The sequence below is a fragment of the Mycolicibacterium obuense genome, assembly GCF_055397605.1.
The window spans coordinates 4,524,606-4,538,930 of record NZ_AP043663.1 but is presented as its reverse complement, the minus strand read 5'-3'; the positions used below and the strand labels follow the sequence as shown (position 1 = coordinate 4,538,930).

General features: G+C 68.8%; 17 protein-coding genes. 7 read left to right on the top strand and 10 right to left on the bottom strand.

Annotated features, from left to right (window positions below; translation table 11 throughout):
- Positions 1–171: 171 nt before the first annotated feature.
- The 3 genes from ACZ50N_RS21815 to ACZ50N_RS21805 are packed head-to-tail and all read right to left on the bottom strand — an operon-like array spanning position 172 to position 1,895.
- Positions 172–420: a MoaD/ThiS family protein gene (locus tag ACZ50N_RS21815; protein ID WP_046365862.1), complete on the bottom strand. Its 249-nt coding sequence runs from the start codon at positions 418–420 to the stop codon at positions 172–174.
- Between the two features lie 3 nt (positions 421–423).
- Entirely contained in the window at positions 424–1,488 is a 1,065-nt protein-coding gene (gene moaA / locus ACZ50N_RS21810) for a GTP 3',8-cyclase MoaA (RefSeq protein ID WP_046365861.1), read from the bottom strand.
- Positions 1,485–1,895, bottom strand: coding sequence for a YccF domain-containing protein (locus ACZ50N_RS21805; protein ID WP_464473763.1), 411 nt, complete (start codon positions 1,893–1,895; stop codon positions 1,485–1,487). Before ACZ50N_RS21805 ends, moaA begins: the two co-directional genes overlap by 4 nt.
- A gap of 178 nt (positions 1,896–2,073) precedes the next feature.
- Between ACZ50N_RS21805 and ACZ50N_RS21800 the strand changes: the two genes are divergently transcribed.
- Both ACZ50N_RS21800 and ACZ50N_RS21795 read left to right on the top strand, forming a co-directional pair.
- Positions 2,074–2,484: a cold-shock protein gene (locus tag ACZ50N_RS21800; RefSeq protein WP_046365859.1), complete on the top strand. Its 411-nt coding sequence runs from the start codon at positions 2,074–2,076 to the stop codon at positions 2,482–2,484.
- Between the two features lie 34 nt (positions 2,485–2,518).
- The gene (locus ACZ50N_RS21795) at positions 2,519–3,535 is read left to right on the top strand and encodes a glutathione S-transferase family protein (protein ID WP_464470021.1); all 1,017 of its coding nucleotides are present in this window, start codon (positions 2,519–2,521) and stop codon (positions 3,533–3,535) included.
- Positions 3,536–3,603: 68 nt separating this feature from the next.
- Here ACZ50N_RS21795 and ACZ50N_RS21790 read toward each other — a convergent pair whose 3' ends face one another.
- Positions 3,604–4,086 carry a DUF2771 domain-containing protein gene (locus ACZ50N_RS21790; protein WP_464473762.1) on the bottom strand — a complete coding sequence of 161 codons (483 nt, stop codon included), beginning with the start codon at positions 4,084–4,086 and terminating at the stop codon, positions 3,604–3,606.
- On the bottom strand, positions 4,083–5,660 hold the full coding sequence (locus tag ACZ50N_RS21785; protein ID WP_464470690.1) for an MFS transporter: 1,578 nt from the start codon (positions 5,658–5,660) through the stop codon (positions 4,083–4,085). The genes ACZ50N_RS21790 and ACZ50N_RS21785 overlap by 4 nt, the downstream gene beginning before the upstream one ends.
- Before the next feature lie 350 nt (positions 5,661–6,010).
- Here ACZ50N_RS21785 and ACZ50N_RS21780 point away from each other — a divergent pair, with 350 nt between their 5' ends.
- Positions 6,011–6,757 (top strand): DUF3027 domain-containing protein, encoded by a 747-nt coding sequence (locus ACZ50N_RS21780; protein WP_048423975.1) that lies wholly within the window; start codon positions 6,011–6,013, stop codon positions 6,755–6,757.
- Here the strand turns inward: ACZ50N_RS21780 and ACZ50N_RS21775 are convergent.
- Positions 6,754–7,209 (bottom strand): SRPBCC family protein, encoded by a 456-nt coding sequence (locus tag ACZ50N_RS21775; protein WP_046365855.1) that lies wholly within the window; start codon positions 7,207–7,209, stop codon positions 6,754–6,756. The genes ACZ50N_RS21780 and ACZ50N_RS21775 overlap by 4 nt on opposite strands.
- Positions 7,210–7,227: 18 nt before the next feature.
- Positions 7,228–7,476 (bottom strand): DUF2530 domain-containing protein, encoded by a 249-nt coding sequence (locus ACZ50N_RS21770; protein WP_046365854.1) that lies wholly within the window; start codon positions 7,474–7,476, stop codon positions 7,228–7,230.
- A gap of 44 nt (positions 7,477–7,520) precedes the next feature.
- Here ACZ50N_RS21770 and ACZ50N_RS21765 point away from each other — a divergent pair, with 44 nt between their 5' ends.
- Both ACZ50N_RS21765 and ACZ50N_RS21760 read left to right on the top strand, forming a co-directional pair.
- Positions 7,521–8,342 (top strand): TrmH family RNA methyltransferase, encoded by an 822-nt coding sequence (locus ACZ50N_RS21765; RefSeq protein WP_464473761.1) that lies wholly within the window; start codon positions 7,521–7,523, stop codon positions 8,340–8,342.
- Complete coding sequence (locus ACZ50N_RS21760; RefSeq protein ID WP_046365853.1) at positions 8,339–8,623, top strand: DUF2537 domain-containing protein; 285 nt, start codon at positions 8,339–8,341, stop codon at positions 8,621–8,623. Before ACZ50N_RS21765 ends, ACZ50N_RS21760 begins: the two co-directional genes overlap by 4 nt.
- Here ACZ50N_RS21760 and sepH read toward each other — a convergent pair.
- Together sepH and serC are read right to left on the bottom strand one after the other, a co-directional pair.
- A complete protein-coding gene (gene sepH, locus ACZ50N_RS21755) occupies positions 8,591–9,412 on the bottom strand; it encodes a septation protein SepH (RefSeq protein ID WP_046365852.1) in 822 nt (273 codons plus the stop codon). The two genes, ACZ50N_RS21760 and sepH, sit on opposite strands and share 33 nt — an antisense overlap.
- Positions 9,413–9,500: 88 nt before the next feature.
- Complete coding sequence (gene serC, locus ACZ50N_RS21750; protein ID WP_464473760.1) at positions 9,501–10,616, bottom strand: phosphoserine transaminase; 1,116 nt, start codon at positions 10,614–10,616, stop codon at positions 9,501–9,503.
- 217 nt (positions 10,617–10,833) lie between these two features.
- On the opposite strand from serC, the gene ACZ50N_RS21745 reads away from it, so the two are divergent.
- Together ACZ50N_RS21745 and ACZ50N_RS21740 are read left to right on the top strand one after the other, a co-directional pair.
- A complete protein-coding gene (locus ACZ50N_RS21745) occupies positions 10,834–11,862 on the top strand; it encodes an AurF N-oxygenase family protein (RefSeq protein WP_046365850.1) in 1,029 nt (342 codons plus the stop codon).
- Between the two features lie 14 nt (positions 11,863–11,876).
- A complete protein-coding gene (locus ACZ50N_RS21740; RefSeq protein ID WP_133414961.1) occupies positions 11,877–13,550 on the top strand; it encodes a 4Fe-4S binding protein in 1,674 nt (557 codons plus the stop codon).
- Here ACZ50N_RS21740 and ACZ50N_RS21735 read toward each other — a convergent pair.
- Positions 13,547–14,323: a bestrophin-like domain gene (locus ACZ50N_RS21735; protein ID WP_046365848.1), complete on the bottom strand. Its 777-nt coding sequence runs from the start codon at positions 14,321–14,323 to the stop codon at positions 13,547–13,549. The two genes, ACZ50N_RS21740 and ACZ50N_RS21735, sit on opposite strands and share 4 nt — an antisense overlap.
- Between the last annotated feature and the right edge of the window lie 2 nt (positions 14,324–14,325).

Sequence of the window (14,325 nt, the reverse complement as noted above, 5' to 3'; positions counted from 1 at the left end):
CTCGTCGCCATCGCCGTGTCGCCTACCTCGGCAAATACTAAAAATTCTCTAAAATGCCTGGCGGGCGCGTTGTTCCTGCAGGTGCCGGGCGTCGCTACCTCGCCGTAGCCATCCCGTGATCATTCCGTGATGTGACGTAAATCACGGAATACATCCGCGAGAAACGGTCATCTACCCACCGGCGAACGGCGGCAACACATCGATCGTCTGCGCAGGCGCCAGCGGAGTCGTGATGTCGCGCACGGCGATTCCGTCCCGCAGATACGAGCACCGCGCCAGGACGCGCGCCAGCTCCGGCCCGCGTGCACGCAGCACCTCCACCAGGTCGGCCACCGTCGCAGCTTCGTCCACGTCGACCGCTTCATCGTCGACGCCTGCCGCTGCGCGCGCAGCGGCGAAGTACCGCACCGTCACCGTCACCGGTCAGCCGCCGATCGCACTCATCGGACGGTCCGGCTGCACGAACCCCGGATCGTTGATGCCGTGCCCGGCCGCCTTGCTCCACATCGCGGCGCGCCACGCAGCTTCCACGGCGTCGTCGTCGGCGCCGGAACGCAACAGATCCCGCAGATCCGTCTCGTCCCGCGCGAACAGGCAATTGCGAACCTGACCGTCGGCGGTGAGCCGGGTGCGGTCACAGCTGGCGCAGAAGGCATGCGACACCGATGCGATGACGCCGACATCGCCCAGTAGCGCGCCATCGGAGTCGCGCACCTGCCACAGTTCGGCGGGGGCCGAACCCCGCGGCCCTGGATGCGCGGTCAGCACGAACTCGCGGCGCAACGCGGCCAGGATCTCGTCGGCGGTCAGCGCGTCCTCGCGGCGCCAGGAATGGCCGGCGTCGAGAGGCATCTGCTCGATGATGCGCAACTGGTAGCCCTGCGCGAGACAGAAGCGGAGCAGCGCGACCGCGTCGTCGCGTCCGCTGACCGGATCGAGGACGGCGTTGACCTTGACCGGCGCCAGCCCGGCAGCCTTCGCCGCCTGCAGACCGGCCAGCACGGCGTCCAGTCGGTCCCGCCGGGTGATCGCGGCGAAGCGCTGCGGATCGACGGTGTCCAGCGACACGTTGATGCGGTCGAGGCCGGCCTGCTGTAGCGCAGCCGCGCGCCCGGCGAGGCCGACCCCATTGGTGGTCAGCGTGATCTCCGGCCGGGGACGCAGCGCTGCCGTCGCCGCGATCACCTGCTCGAGGTGCGGGACCACCAGCGGCTCGCCGCCGGTGAAGCGCACACTGGTGACCCCGAGCCGGGTCACCGCGAGACGGAGCAGCCGGACGAGCTCGTCGACGCTCAGCTTCTGGTCCGACGGCAGCCAATCCAGTCCCTCGGCGGGCATGCAGTAGGTGCAGCGCAGATTGCACAGATCGGTGAGTGACACCCGCAGGTCGGTGGCCACCCGGCCGAAGGTGTCGACCAGCGGTCCGTGCGCGGGTGCGCCCTGCGGCAGCCCCCGCACCGACGGCACGCCGAGTGCGACCGCGGTCATCGCGGGAACCCGCTCGCGGTGGGCACGCCCGGACCGTCGACCGGGACGATCTCCTTGCCCAGCGGCATCAACGACACCGGGATCAGCTTCAGATTGGCCAGCGCCAGCGGGATGCCCACGATCGTGATCGCCATCGCGATGGCGATCAGCACATGCCCGATCGCCAACCAGATCCCGGCGACGAGCAACCAGATGATGTTGCCGACCAGGGCGCCGGGGCGGACACCGGGCTTGTCGACGATCGTGCGGCCGAACGGCCACAGCGCGTACACCGCGATGCGCAGCGCCGCGAAGCCGAACGGGATCGTGATGATCAGGACAAAGCAGATCAGCGCGGCGACCAGATAGCCGAGCGCCAGCCCTAGGCCGCCGAAGATCAACCAGATGATGTTCAGGATCAGGCGCATCTTCTTCCTCCCGCGGTCCGGCAAGCCTACCCAGTTAAGGGGGTGCTGGCTGCGGTGACGTCCGAGTAGGATCGTCCCGACGCGTCCCGACGCAGCCGGGGCGCTTCCTCTATCTAAACGGTCTGTACCCCGTGCGGGCGCGGACCTATCGGCTCAGACAGACAAGCAGGTGAGACCAGTGCCGACCGGCCGGGTGAAGTGGTACGACGCGGAGAAGGGCTTCGGATTCCTCTCCCAGGAAGACGGTGAGGACGTGTACGTGCGTTCCTCGGCGTTGCCCGCCGGTGTCGAAGGCCTCAAGGCGGGCCAGCGCGTCGAGTTCGGCGTCGCCGCCGGCCGCCGCGGTCCCCAGGCGCTGAGTCTGAAGCTGATCGATCCGCCGCCGAGCCTGACCCGGACCCGTCGTGAGGCGACCACCGTCGAGCACAAGCACAGCCCTGACGAGCTGCACGGCATGGTCGAGGACATGATCACCCTGCTGGAGGGCGCCGTGCAGCCCGAGCTGCGCAAGGGCCGCTATCCCGATCGCAAGGTGGCCCGCCGCGTCTCCGAGGTCGTCAAGGCCGTCGCCCGCGAACTCGACGCCTGAGTCGTCCGTCGCGTGACGGGGTAAGACAGAAGCCATGAGCTATGTGGCCGACCCGTCGAGCTCCGGCGGCGACTTCAACCGGGACACCGAATACATCTCCACCCGCATCACCGCGGACGGCCGGGACGGCTACCCGGTCGAGGCGGGGCGCTACCGCCTGGTGGTCGCACGCGCCTGCCCGTGGGCGAACCGCACGATCATCGTCCGTCGGCTCCTCGGTCTGGAGGACGCGCTGTCGATCGGGTTCTGCGGGCCCACGCACGACGAGCGCAGCTGGACTTTCGATCTGGACCCTGATGGCGTCGACCCGGTGCTGGGCATCCATTTCCTGCGCGACGCCTACAACAAGCGCATCCCGGACTATCCGAAGGGCATCACGGTGCCCGCGATCGTCGACGTGCCGACGGGCGAGGTCGTGACCAACGACTTCCCCCAGATCACCATCGACATGTCGACCGAATGGACCGCCCATCACCGCGACGGCGCCCCGCAGCTCTATCCCGAGCCGCTGCGCGACGAGATCGACGAGGTGTCCCAGCGGATCTACACCGAGGTCAACAACGGTGTCTACCGCTGCGGCTTCGCGGGTTCGCAGCGGGCGTACGAGCGGGCCTACGACCGGCTGTTCACCGCGCTCGACTGGCTCACCGATCGGCTGGCAGATCAGCGCTATCTGGTGGGTGACACCATCACCGAGGCCGATGTCCGGTTGTTCACCACGCTGGCCCGGTTCGACCCCGTCTATCACGGACACTTCAAGACCAACCGATCCAAGCTGTCGGAAATGGCGGTGCTGTGGGCTTATGCCCGAGATCTGTTCCAGACGCCGGGTTTCGGCGACACCATCGACTTCGTGCAGATCAAGCAGCACTACTACATCGTGCACAGCGACATCAACCCCACCGGAGTGGTGCCGAAGGGGCCGGATCTGGCCAACTGGCTCACCCCGCACGGTCGAGAAGCATTGGGCGGCAGGCCTTTCGGCGACGGGACTCCACCGGGCCCGCCGCGCGAAGGCGAAGAAGTGCCCGCGGCCCACACCGCCGGCTGACGTCGCGAAAGTGCTCGCACGGTAGTCGGAACCCAACCGCCGCTACCGTCACGACACTTTCGCGGTCATCAGCTCCAGGACGTGCGCACCGACCACTCGGCGTGCGGGACCGGGAACTCGTTGCCGTCCTGGTCGCGGACCAATGTCGGCAGCTGCACCGCGAATCCGGTCAACCGGCCGCGCTGGGCGTCGACGGTCGGGATCGTCACCGCCAACCGGGCGTTGGGCCGGAACTCCTCGATCACGTCGCCGTCCTCGTAAGCCCGCAGCAGCACCCACGGCGCCTTCGCGATCTCGCTCGGCAACGACAGCTGCACGGGGTGGCGGCCCGAGACGGGCAGCTCACCCTGGTCCGCGGGCACCACACAGTCGGTGGGGTTGAGGACCTGGCAGTACCGGTAGGGACCGACCCGGGTCAGCTGGCCGGCACTGAAGGCGGAGATCTCGGGCAGGTCGTGCCCCGCATCGCGGGACAACCGCCAGACCAGGACGGCGGTTCCGACGGAAGCCAGCAGCGCAACGGCGACGAGAACGGCGATGACGCGTTTCATTCGCCCGTCACCGCCGGCTCGGCGCGCACGCCCTCGGCGGCGGCGTGCACGGGACGGTTACCACCCAGTCCGGGAACCAGCGACTCCCCGCGGTAGCTGAAGATCGTCTGCGCCAGGCCGAGGATCAGCAGCGCGGTGATCGTCGTGAAGCCGGCGTACAGCTCGGTGTAGATCAGCACGCCCGTCGCACCGCCCACCACCCAGGCCAGCTGCAGCAGCGACTCCGAGCGCCCGAACGCCGATGCGCGCGACTCCTCGGGCAGGTCGTCCTGCAGCGAGGCGTCCAGTGACGCTTTGGCGATGGCACTCGCGCCCGAGGTGACCAGTGTCGTGGCCGCGGCGACGAGGAGGCTGCCGGTGAGCGCGGTGGCCAGCGACATCGCGGTCACCGCGATGGCGCACCGGACCACCAACTGCGCGGGATGGCCGAGCTTGAGCCGCGCCGCGGTGAAGTTGCCGATGAAGTTGCCGATGGCGGCCGCGGCGCCGATCAGGCCGAGGATGCGCAGCTGCTCCCAGCCACTGGCGTCATGCGCCTTGGCGACGAACGCCGGGTAGAGGAACAGGAAGCCGACCATCACCTTGACGGTGCAGTTGCCCCAGAGTGCAGCGATGATGTTGCGACCCAACGGTTGTCGCGCCCTCTTCGAGGCGGACGGCTCGCGGAACTGTCCCTCGGTGCGGCTGTGATAGCTCAGCGTCGCCGGGATCTCGCCCTCGGTGACCTCGACCCACTTGGGTATCCGCATCGCCAGCACCGCACCGGCCATCGACACCGCGACCACCACGTAGAGCGCGCCGGGCATCGCGAACAGCTGGAATCCCCACTCCGCCGCAGCGGCGATGCCCCCGCCGGCCATCGTCCCGCCGAGTAGGCCGAACATCGTGAGCCGGGAGTTCACGCGCACCAGGTCGATGGTCGGGGGCAGCACGCGCGGCGTCACCGCGCTGCGCAGCACCGAGAACGATTTCGAGAGCACCATCATGCCGAGGGCGCACGGATACAGCACCCAGGACGGGAAGCTGCCGGTCGCGCTGTCGAAGTTCGCGATCAGGATCACCGCCAGCACGGTGCGCAGCCCGAACGACGCGGCCAGTGCGACGCGGCGTCCGTGTTGCAGACGGTCCAGAGCGGGTCCGATCAGCGGTGCGATGACCGCGAACGGGGCGATCGTGATGAGCAGGTAGAGCGCCACCCGGCTCTTGCTCTCGCCGGTGGCGGCGGCGAAGAACAGCGTGTTGGCCAGCGCGACCGCCATCGCCGCGTCGAGCGCGAAGTTGGCCACCACCGGCCACGTCAGCGCGGTCAGGCCGGACTTGTCGGCGCCGTCGGCCGTGGCCGCTCGGTGGACCAGCCCGTACATCTTCGAGCCCATCTCGCGGCTGCGCTGTGCCGCCGCGCGAGTGACCGTCACCTTCTCGGCGCCGACGGCCCGGTCATCGTCGAACCGGTCGTAGGTGCGTCGACGGTCGTGTTCATCGAGCGGCGGCAACCACCGGTTTCCGCTCGAATTCGCGGTCGAGGACGCGCGCCTGCCGCCGGCGGCCACCGGATCGCTGGGGTAGTTGGCCATCCCCGGGTGCTCCCCGACGGGGGGACGTGGCGGGTAGTAGCGTCCGCCGGTCGGACCGGCGGGGTCCTCCTGGGAATCCCGGTCGCGCCGCGCTCCTGTCACGCGCTCGATTCTCCCCCATGGAGGCGACAGCGGACGTGCAGCCAACCGGTGTGGCTCCCGACCGGCTCCGTCGGGCAAGATGAACACCGATGGACAGCGTCACCGAACCCTCTTCGCCGTCGGACGAGCCGCCAGTTGCGGCAGCCGAGCCGGCGGTCGAACCGACAGCTGAGGCTGAGGCCGCCGAGGCGGAACCGACGGCGCACGCCGCCGAACCGGCACCCGAGGTACCGGAAGAGCCCGAGCCGATGTCCGCGGAGCTCGAGGCGATGCTGCTCGGCGCGGTCGACGACGCCCGCTCGGCGATCGCCGAGTTCAGCGGTGCCGACACCGTCGGCGATTACCTCGGCGCCGAGGTCGAGGATCCGTCCTCGGCGACCCACCGGTTCCTCGCGGAACTGCCCGGCTACCGGGGGTGGCAGTGGGCGGTCGTCGTCGCGGCCTGCCCCGGCGCCACACACGCGACGATCAGCGAGGTCGTCCTCGTCCCGGGCCCGTCGGCACTGCTGGCGCCCGAGTGGGTGCCGTGGGAGGAGCGGGTACGCGCCGGCGATCTCGGTCCCGGCGATCTGCTGGCCCCGCCTGCGGATGATCCGCGCCTGGTGCCGGGGTTCATGGGCACCGGCGACCCGCAGATCGACGAGGTGGCGGTCGAGGTCGGATTCGGCCGACGGCAGGTCCTGAGTCTGTGGGGGCGCGCCGACGCGGCACAGCGCTGGCACGACGGTGAGTTCGGTCCCGGCTCGGCGATGGCGCGCTCGACCCGCCGGACGTGTCGCGATTGCGGGTTCTACGTTCCGCTGGGCGGGGCGCTGGGAGTGATGTTCGGGGTGTGCGCCAACGAGTACGCGGCCGACGGGCATGTGGTCGACGCCGAATACGGCTGCGGGGCCCATTCCGACACGCCGGCGCCGAAGGGTGCGGGCTCGCCGCAATTCGACCCGTTCGACGACGGCGTGCTGGACCTGGTGGAGCGCACCGAAGAGCGCTCTTAGCGCTCGGCGGCCGCCTTGATGCGCGCCAGCGAGTCGTTCATACCCTCGATGAGTTCCTGCTCGAAGCTCTTCTCCCCGCCCATGAACTTGTCGACCGCAAAGGCCGACACCGCAGTGGTGGTGCCGTTCTCGGCTCTGCGGGTCTCCACCAGCTTTGTGCCGGCCTCGGTGGGTTCGAGTTCGTAGCTCCACACCGTGTGGTTCTCGCTGACTCTGAACGCCAGCTTCTTCTCGGGCACGAGCTCGGTGATGCGAGCGGTCGTGGGCCAGACCAACATTCCGCGACGATTCAGGTTGACCATGCGGGCGCCCTGGCGCACTCCGCCGATCGCCTTCGTCCAGCGGCACTGGGGGCTCCACTGTGGCATCCGCTCCACATCGGAGACCAGCTTCCACACGGTCGATACCGGTGCGTTGATGTCGATCTGCGCTTGCAGAATGGGCGCCGCCATGACGGTGTTCTCCTCTAGTCAGTCCAGACCGCTCTGTGCCCCGCGCGATCCGCGGCGCACGGCGTGACGTTGCCACAGAAAGATCGACGTGCCAAGAACACCCACCCCCAGCCCGGCCAGGCTGACGGGTCGCCACGGCGCCAATGCCTCGACCGTGAACGCGAGCAGCGTCGTGATCAGCCACCCGCCGGTGATCACGACGATCACCGGCCACGGGGAGGTCAGGGCGCGCGGCAGCGGCGGCGGTTCGGGGGGCGTGGTCGTCATCGCGGCCCAACGTAACCGATCAGGCGTCGGTAGTGTCGATCGCCGTGCCCGCCGCCCTCGTCGTCGATGTCGACGACCCCGCCGACCCGCGACTGGATGATTTCCGAGACCTCAACAGCGTCGACCGGCGGCCCGATCTGCCCAGCGGCAAGGGTCTGGTGATCGCCGAGGGCGTGCTGGTGGTCCAGCGCATGCTGGCGTCCCGGTTCCGGCCGCGGGCACTGCTGGGCACCGACCGGCGACTGACCGAGCTCGGCGCCGACCTCTACGGGCTCGCCGCGCCGTACTACCGGGCGAGCGCGGAGGTGATGGCCGAGGTGGTCGGGTTCCACCTCAATCGCGGCGTGCTGGCGTCGGCGTCGCGCGCGCCGGAGTTGACGGTGTCCGATGTGCTCGACGGGGTGCGGACGGTGGCGGTGCTGGAGGGGGTCAACGATCACGAGAATCTCGGCTCGATCTTCCGCAACGCGGCGGGTCTGGGGGTGGGCGCGGTGATCTTCGGCGCGGGCTGTGCCGATCCGTTGTATCGACGTGCGGTGCGTGTCTCGATGGGGCACGCGCTGCTGGTTCCGTTCGCGCGGGCGCAGAGCTGGCCGGGGGACTTGAACACGCTGCGCGACAGAGGGTTTCGTTTGGTCGCGATGACTCCGGGCGCCGGTGCGCAGCGGTTGGCCGACGCTTTTGCCGGGCTGGCCGGCGACAAGGTCGGCATCCTGGTCGGGGCGGAGGGGCCGGGTTTGGCCGAACACACGATGCGCGCGTGTGATGTGCGGGCTCGCATCCCGATGTCGCGCGGCACCGACTCGCTCAACGTCGCGACAGCGGCGGCGCTGGCCTTCTACGAGCGGGATAGGCTCGCGCCGTGACGCCCCCCGAGCCGACGCCCTGGGGTACCGGGCTGACCGTCGCGGCGTTCGTCGCCGCCGTGCTCGCCGCGGTACTCATCGTGTTGGGCATCGGGCTGATGCGGGTCAACCCGCTGCTCGCGATCGGCTTGAATCTCGTCGCTGTGGGAGGGCTCGCCCCGACAGTGTGGGGTTGGCGCAAGGCGCCGGTGTGGCGCTGGTTCGTCCTCGGCGCCGTCGTCGGTGTCGCGGCTGCCTGGCTCGGGTTGCTAGCGCTGGCCGCCGCTGGAACGTACGCCTAGCAGTACGTCCTCCCACGCGGGGACCGTGGGCCGCGCCTTCTTCGGACGCGATGGCTTGACCTCAGGGCTGGGCGTCTCGTCGACCGCCGGCTCGGGTTCAGGCGTCGGCGCGGGCAGGGGAGCGGGCTTGGGGGCCGGGGCGACCGGCTCGGGGTCGCCGAGGGCGAGCTGCGCCACCGGGGCCAGGGGTCGCAGCGGCCGGGCGTAGCTGGGGTCGATCAGCTGGTAGGCCGCGTCGTCGAAGGCGGTCACTGTGCCGCCGTGGGCACCGGGTGCGTACCGGAAGTGCGCGACGTTGTCGGACATGCCGGCCTTCCACGCCATCTGCACCGTCCAGCGGCCGTCCTCGTTACGCCAGGCGTCCCATTCGGTCTTCTCGGGGTCGAGCCCGCGGGCGATCAGGGCGGCGGTCACGGTCTCGAGCAGCGTCAGGACCGACGGGCCGTCGGACAGCACGGGGTGGGCGGCGGTGGCGAGCTCTGCGGCGCGGGAGCGCTCGAGCAGGACGGGGTGGGCAAACCGTTCCACCCGGCCGATGTCGACGCCGGCGGCCGCGGCGACCTGCTCCACCGAGGCTCCGGCGCGGATCTTGGCTTGGATCTCCCTGGGGCGCAGCACGTTCGGCACCTCGACATCGATCGTGGTCTGGTTCGAGCCGGCCCGGTCGCCGCGCACTGCGGCCTTGAGTCGCTCGTCGGAGCGCAGCACGAATTTCTCCGCGGAGTCGTCGGTCTCGCAGATGATCCGGGTGCCGTTGACTTCGAGTCCGACGACTTTCAGTTCCCGCATGACGACCTCCTCTCGGGCCGCACTGAGCCCGATACGCGGTCACCCTACTGCGTTATCTCGCCGTTACCGCGATGACACGCGGCAGTCGCTACATCTGTCCGACGACCCAGTCGATGCAGGCCGTCAGGGCACTCACGTCGTCGGGCTCGACCGCCGGGAACATGCCCACCCGCAGCTGGTTGCGGCCGAGTTTGCGGTACGGCTCGGTGTCGACGATGCCGTTCGCGCGCAGCGTCTTGGCCACGGCGGCGGCGTCGACGCCGTCATTGAAATCGACGGTGCCGACGACGGCCGAGCGCAGCGCCGGGTCGGCGACGAACGGGGTGGCGAACGACGAGGCTTCGGCCCAGGAGTACAGCCGCGACGACGAGTCCGCGGTGCGCTTGGTCGCCCAGTCCAGTCCACCGTTGCCGAGCAGCCAGTCGATCTGCTCGGCGAGCAGCACCAGCGTGCCGATCGCGGGGGTGTTGTAGGTCTGGTTCTTGACGCTGTTCTCGATCGCGATGGGCAGCGACAGGAACTCGGGCACCCAGCGGCCGGACGCCGCGATGGCCTCGACGCGGGCCAGCGCGGCCGGTGACATCAGCGCGATCCACAAACCGCCGTCGCCCGCGAAGTTCTTCTGCGGGGCGAAGTAGTAGGTGTCGGCGGCGGTGATGTCGACGGGCAGACCGCCGGCAGCCGAGGTGGCGTCGATGACGATCAGGGCATCACCCGCGCCGTCGGGGCGCTGCACTCCGACGGCGACGCCGGTGGAGGTCTCGTTGTGTGCCCAGGCGATGACGTCGACGGAGGGGTCGGTGGTCGGCGCGGGCGCGCTCCCGGCGTCGGCCTTGATCACAACCGGGTCGCCGACGAACGGGTTCTTGGCCACCGCGGACGCGAACTTCGCGCTGAACTCGCCGTAGGTCAGGTGCAGCGAGCGCTGGTCGACCAGCCCGAACGCCGCGGCGTCCCAGAACGCGGTGGAGCCGCCGTTGCCGAGGATCACTTCGTACCCGTCGGGCAGCGAGAACAGCTGGCGCAGCCCGTCGCGGACACGGCCGACCAGGTTCTTGACCGGGGCCTGCCGGTGCGAGGTGCCGAACAGGTGGCCCGCGTCGGCGAGCGCGGTCAGCTGCTCGGGGCGCACCTTGGACGGTCCGCAGCCGAAGCGGCCGTCGCGGGGCTTGAGGTCGTGGGGAATCGTCAGGTCGGCAGCCATGGGGCCAAGCCTAGAACCGGGGCGCCTCAGCCTCCGAATCTGGTGGGAATCCGGTGGCGCAGTGGGTACTGACTGTGATGTGTGTCACGTGTGACGGGAATAACGCGCCCAGCGCACATTCAGGAAATTGCCCTGTTCAATTCATGGGACCGCGGGTACTGTCCCTGGACAACGGGTACTGGAATGTAAACCTCGACGTGAGGGATGGAGGCTCCCGATGGCAGTCAAAGAAGCACGCACGAAGATCGTCCGCCGCTGGCGCAGGAACATGGACGTGTTCGACGACACGGACTACGTCAACACGCTTCAGACCCTCTCGGAGGGTTCGGTGCGGCGCAATTTCAACCCCTACACCGACATCGACTGGGACTCGCCCGAGTTCGCCGTCACGCCGAACGACGAGCGCTGGATCCTCCCGGCGACCGACCCGATCGGTAAGCACGAGTGGTACCGCTCGCAGCCCAAGGAGCGGCAGATCGAGATCGGCATGTGGCGTCAGGCCAACGTCGCCAAGGTCGGTCTGCACTTCGAGTCGATCCTGATCCGCGGGTTGATGGAGTACGCGTTCTGGACGCCCAATGGCTCGCCCGAGTACCGCTACTGCCTGCACGAGGCGGTCGAGGAGTGCAACCACACCCTGATGTTCCAGGAGATGGTGAATCGGATCGGCGCTGACGTACCGGGCATGCCGAAGCTGCTCAAGTGGGTGCAGCCCGCGATCCCGCTGGTCGCGGGCCCGCTGCCGATCCCGTTCTGGTTCGGCATCCTCGCCGGCGAGGAGCCCATCGACCACACGCAGAAGAACGTGCTGCGCGAGGGCAAGGCGCTGCATCCGATCATGGAGCGTGTCATGGCGATTCACGTCGCCGAGGAGGCCCGCCACATCTCGTTCGCCCACGAGTACCTGCGCAAGCGGGTGCCGGATCTGCCGCGCCGCAAGCGGTTCTGGCTCTCGCTCTACGTTCCCGTCGTGATGCGTGTGCTCTGTTCGGCGATCATCGTGCCGCCGCGGGCGTTCTGGAAGGAATTCGACATCCCGCGCTCGGTGCGCAAGGACATCTTCTTCCATTCGCCGGAGTCGCGGCAGATGTTGCAGGACATGTTCGGTGATGTGCGGATGCTGGCCCACGACACCGGGCTGATGAATCCGTTCGCCAAGCTCATGTGGCGTATCTGCCGGATCGGCGGGCGGCCCAGCCGCTACCGCAGCGAGCCGCAGCGCGCGCACCTGGCCTCGGTGGCGTAGGCCTGCAATAAAACATGCCGCACGTCATCACCCAGTCGTGTTGCAGCGACGGGTCCTGTGTTTTCGCGTGCCCGGTCAACTGCATCCATCCGTCGCCGGATGAACCGGGTTTCGCCACCGCCGAGATGCTGTTCATCGATCCGGACGCCTGCGTCGACTGCGGCGCATGCGTGTCGGCGTGCCCGGTGGGGGCGATCGCCCCGGACAGCCGCCTGAGCGCTGAGCAGCTGCCCTTCGTGGAGATCAACGCCGGGTTCTATCCGAAGCGGGAGGGCAAGCTGCCGCCGACCTCCAAGCTCGCGCCCGTCCCGGATGCCCCGATGGTGCACGCCCGCGGCGGGGGCCCGCTGCGGGTCGCGATCGTCGGCTCCGGGCCCGCCGCGATGTACGCCGCCGACGAGCTGCTCACCCAGTCGGGCGTGCAGGTGAATGTGTTCGAAAAGCTGCCCACACCCTATGGTTTGGCGCGTGCCGGCGTGGCTCCCGACCATCAGGCGACCAAGCAGGTCACCTCGCTGTTCGACCGGATCGCCGCCCGTCGAGACTTCCGGTTCTACCTCAACGTCGAGGTGGGATCGGATCTCACGCACGACGAACTGTTCGACCATCATCATGCGGTGCTCTACGCCGTCGGTGCCCCCACCGACAAGCGCCTCGACGTGGAGGGGATGAGCCTGCCGGGTGCGAGCACCGCCACCGAGTTCGTGGCGTGGTACAACGGCCATCCCGATTTCGCCGATCTGGCTGTCGATCTCAGCGGTGAGCGGGTGATCGTCGTCGGCAACGGCAACGTCGCGCTCGACGTCGCGCGAATCCTGACTGCGGAACCGGATACGTTGGCGCGCACGGACATCGCCGATCATGCTTTGGCGGCGCTGCGCGAGTCGCGTGTGCGCGAGGTGGTGATCGCCGCGCGGCGTGGTCCGGCGGCGTCGGCTTTCACGCTGCCCGAGCTGATCGGGCTCACGGCCCGGTGTGACGTGGTACTCGACGCGAACGACCACCAGCGGGTGCGAGAGGATCTCGCCGAGGCGACCGACGATCTGACGCGCCGCAAACTGGAGATCCTGAGCAAGCTCGGTGACAGCACCGCTCCCGTCACCGGCCCGCGTATTCGGTTGGCCTACAACCTCACTCCGCGGCGCGTGCTCGGCGCCCAACGGGTGACGGGCGTTGAGTTCGGAGTCACCGGCACCGACGAGGTGGTCGCGCTCGACGCCGGTACGGTGCTGACGTCGATCGGCTACCGCGGCATGCCCATTCGGGGATTGCCGTTCGACGAGGCGGCCGGCGTCGTCCCCAACGACGGCGGCCGGGTTCTCGACGGTGATGATCCGGTACCGGGCAGCTATGTCGCGGGCTGGATCAAGCGTGGGCCCACGGGTTTCATCGGCACGAACAAGTCGTGCGCAGCGCAGACCGTGCACACCCTCGTCGCCGACTACAACGCGGGCCTGCTACCCGACCCGAGCCACAAGCCTTCGGCGTTGGACCGATTCGTGCGGGGCCGAGCACCCGAGGTCGTCGATGCTGCCGGATGGCGCGCGATCGACGCCGCCGAGGTGGCACGGGGCCGGGGTGAGCGGCCGCGCGTGAAGTTCACGGCGGTGGAGGAGATGCTGCGGGTAGCCGCCAGCGTGCCGGCCGAACCGATGCATCGGCGCCTGCTGTCCGGTCTGTTGCGCTAGACGTTCCAATCCCTGAGTGCGTTGACGAACGCAGTGGGCTGCACCGACAACGCGCCCACGTAGGGATGTTCGAGCGCGAAGATCAGGTACATCACGAACGCCAGCAACGCTGCCGTGAGTCCGATCGCCATCCCGTGCACGAGTAGGTCTTTGGTGCCGAACAGATAGGTGAAGGTCATCAGCACCGCACCCCCGCCGATGAGCAGCACCCACAGCTCTCCCGGCACTGAGGCATCGCCGGTGGACACCCGCAACTTCCGGTTGGCACTGAGGTCGTTCAGACGCACGATCGCGTGGTCGAAGAACGCGATCTCATTGCGCGTCTCGGGCTGCACCTTCAGGTAGGACTGCCACACGTCGTTCAGTGCCGGGGATTGTTCGGAGATCGCCTCGCCCCGGCGCATGCGCGGGAACTCGTCGTCGATCACGTCGCGGGTGTAGGCGATCAGGTTGCGTTCCACCTCGGCGCGGTTCGCGGCGGGCAGGGCGGCCGAGTCGCGCAGCAGGTCGGCGACCGCCGAGGCTTCTTTGCTTGCTGCGTCCTCGGCGTCGCCCATCTGTTCCCACACCACCACGACGACGAACGCGACCAGGACGGCGTAGAGCACCCCCGCGACCTGAAACACCGCACTGGATACCGGGTTCGCGTTCTCCAGCCGGGTGTGCGACACCGCCCTGCGGAACAGCACCAGCCCGCCGACGGAGATCCCCACGATGATGACAACCCACAGGATGCCGAGGAGCACAGGGGGGAACTGGAGCAGCCAGATCATCG

Excerpts from the sequence above, each read along its gene's own strand:
- moaA (WP_046365861.1), bottom strand. The coding sequence starts at position 1,488 with ATGACCGCGGTCGCACTCGGCGTGCCGTCGGTGCGGGGGCTGCCGCAG.
- ACZ50N_RS21805 (WP_464473763.1), bottom strand. The coding sequence starts at position 1,895 with ATGCGCCTGATCCTGAACATCATCTGGTTGATCTTCGGCGGCCTAGGG.
- ACZ50N_RS21795 (WP_464470021.1), top strand. The coding sequence starts at position 2,519 with ATGAGCTATGTGGCCGACCCGTCGAGCTCCGGCGGCGACTTCAACCGG.
- ACZ50N_RS21790 (WP_464473762.1), bottom strand. The coding sequence starts at position 4,086 with ATGAAACGCGTCATCGCCGTTCTCGTCGCCGTTGCGCTGCTGGCTTCC.
- ACZ50N_RS21785 (WP_464470690.1), bottom strand. The coding sequence starts at position 5,660 with ATGGCCAACTACCCCAGCGATCCGGTGGCCGCCGGCGGCAGGCGCGCG.
- ACZ50N_RS21780 (WP_048423975.1), top strand. The coding sequence starts at position 6,011 with ATGTCCGCGGAGCTCGAGGCGATGCTGCTCGGCGCGGTCGACGACGCC.
- ACZ50N_RS21775 (WP_046365855.1), bottom strand. The coding sequence starts at position 7,209 with ATGGCGGCGCCCATTCTGCAAGCGCAGATCGACATCAACGCACCGGTA.
- ACZ50N_RS21770 (WP_046365854.1), bottom strand. The coding sequence starts at position 7,476 with ATGACGACCACGCCCCCCGAACCGCCGCCGCTGCCGCGCGCCCTGACC.
- sepH (WP_046365852.1), bottom strand. The coding sequence starts at position 9,412 with ATGCGGGAACTGAAAGTCGTCGGACTCGAAGTCAACGGCACCCGGATC.
- serC (WP_464473760.1), bottom strand. The coding sequence starts at position 10,616 with ATGGCTGCCGACCTGACGATTCCCCACGACCTCAAGCCCCGCGACGGC.
- ACZ50N_RS21745 (WP_046365850.1), top strand. The coding sequence starts at position 10,834 with ATGGCAGTCAAAGAAGCACGCACGAAGATCGTCCGCCGCTGGCGCAGG.
- ACZ50N_RS21740 (WP_133414961.1), top strand. The coding sequence starts at position 11,877 with ATGCCGCACGTCATCACCCAGTCGTGTTGCAGCGACGGGTCCTGTGTT.
- ACZ50N_RS21735 (WP_046365848.1), bottom strand. The coding sequence starts at position 14,323 with ATGATCTGGCTGCTCCAGTTCCCCCCTGTGCTCCTCGGCATCCTGTGG.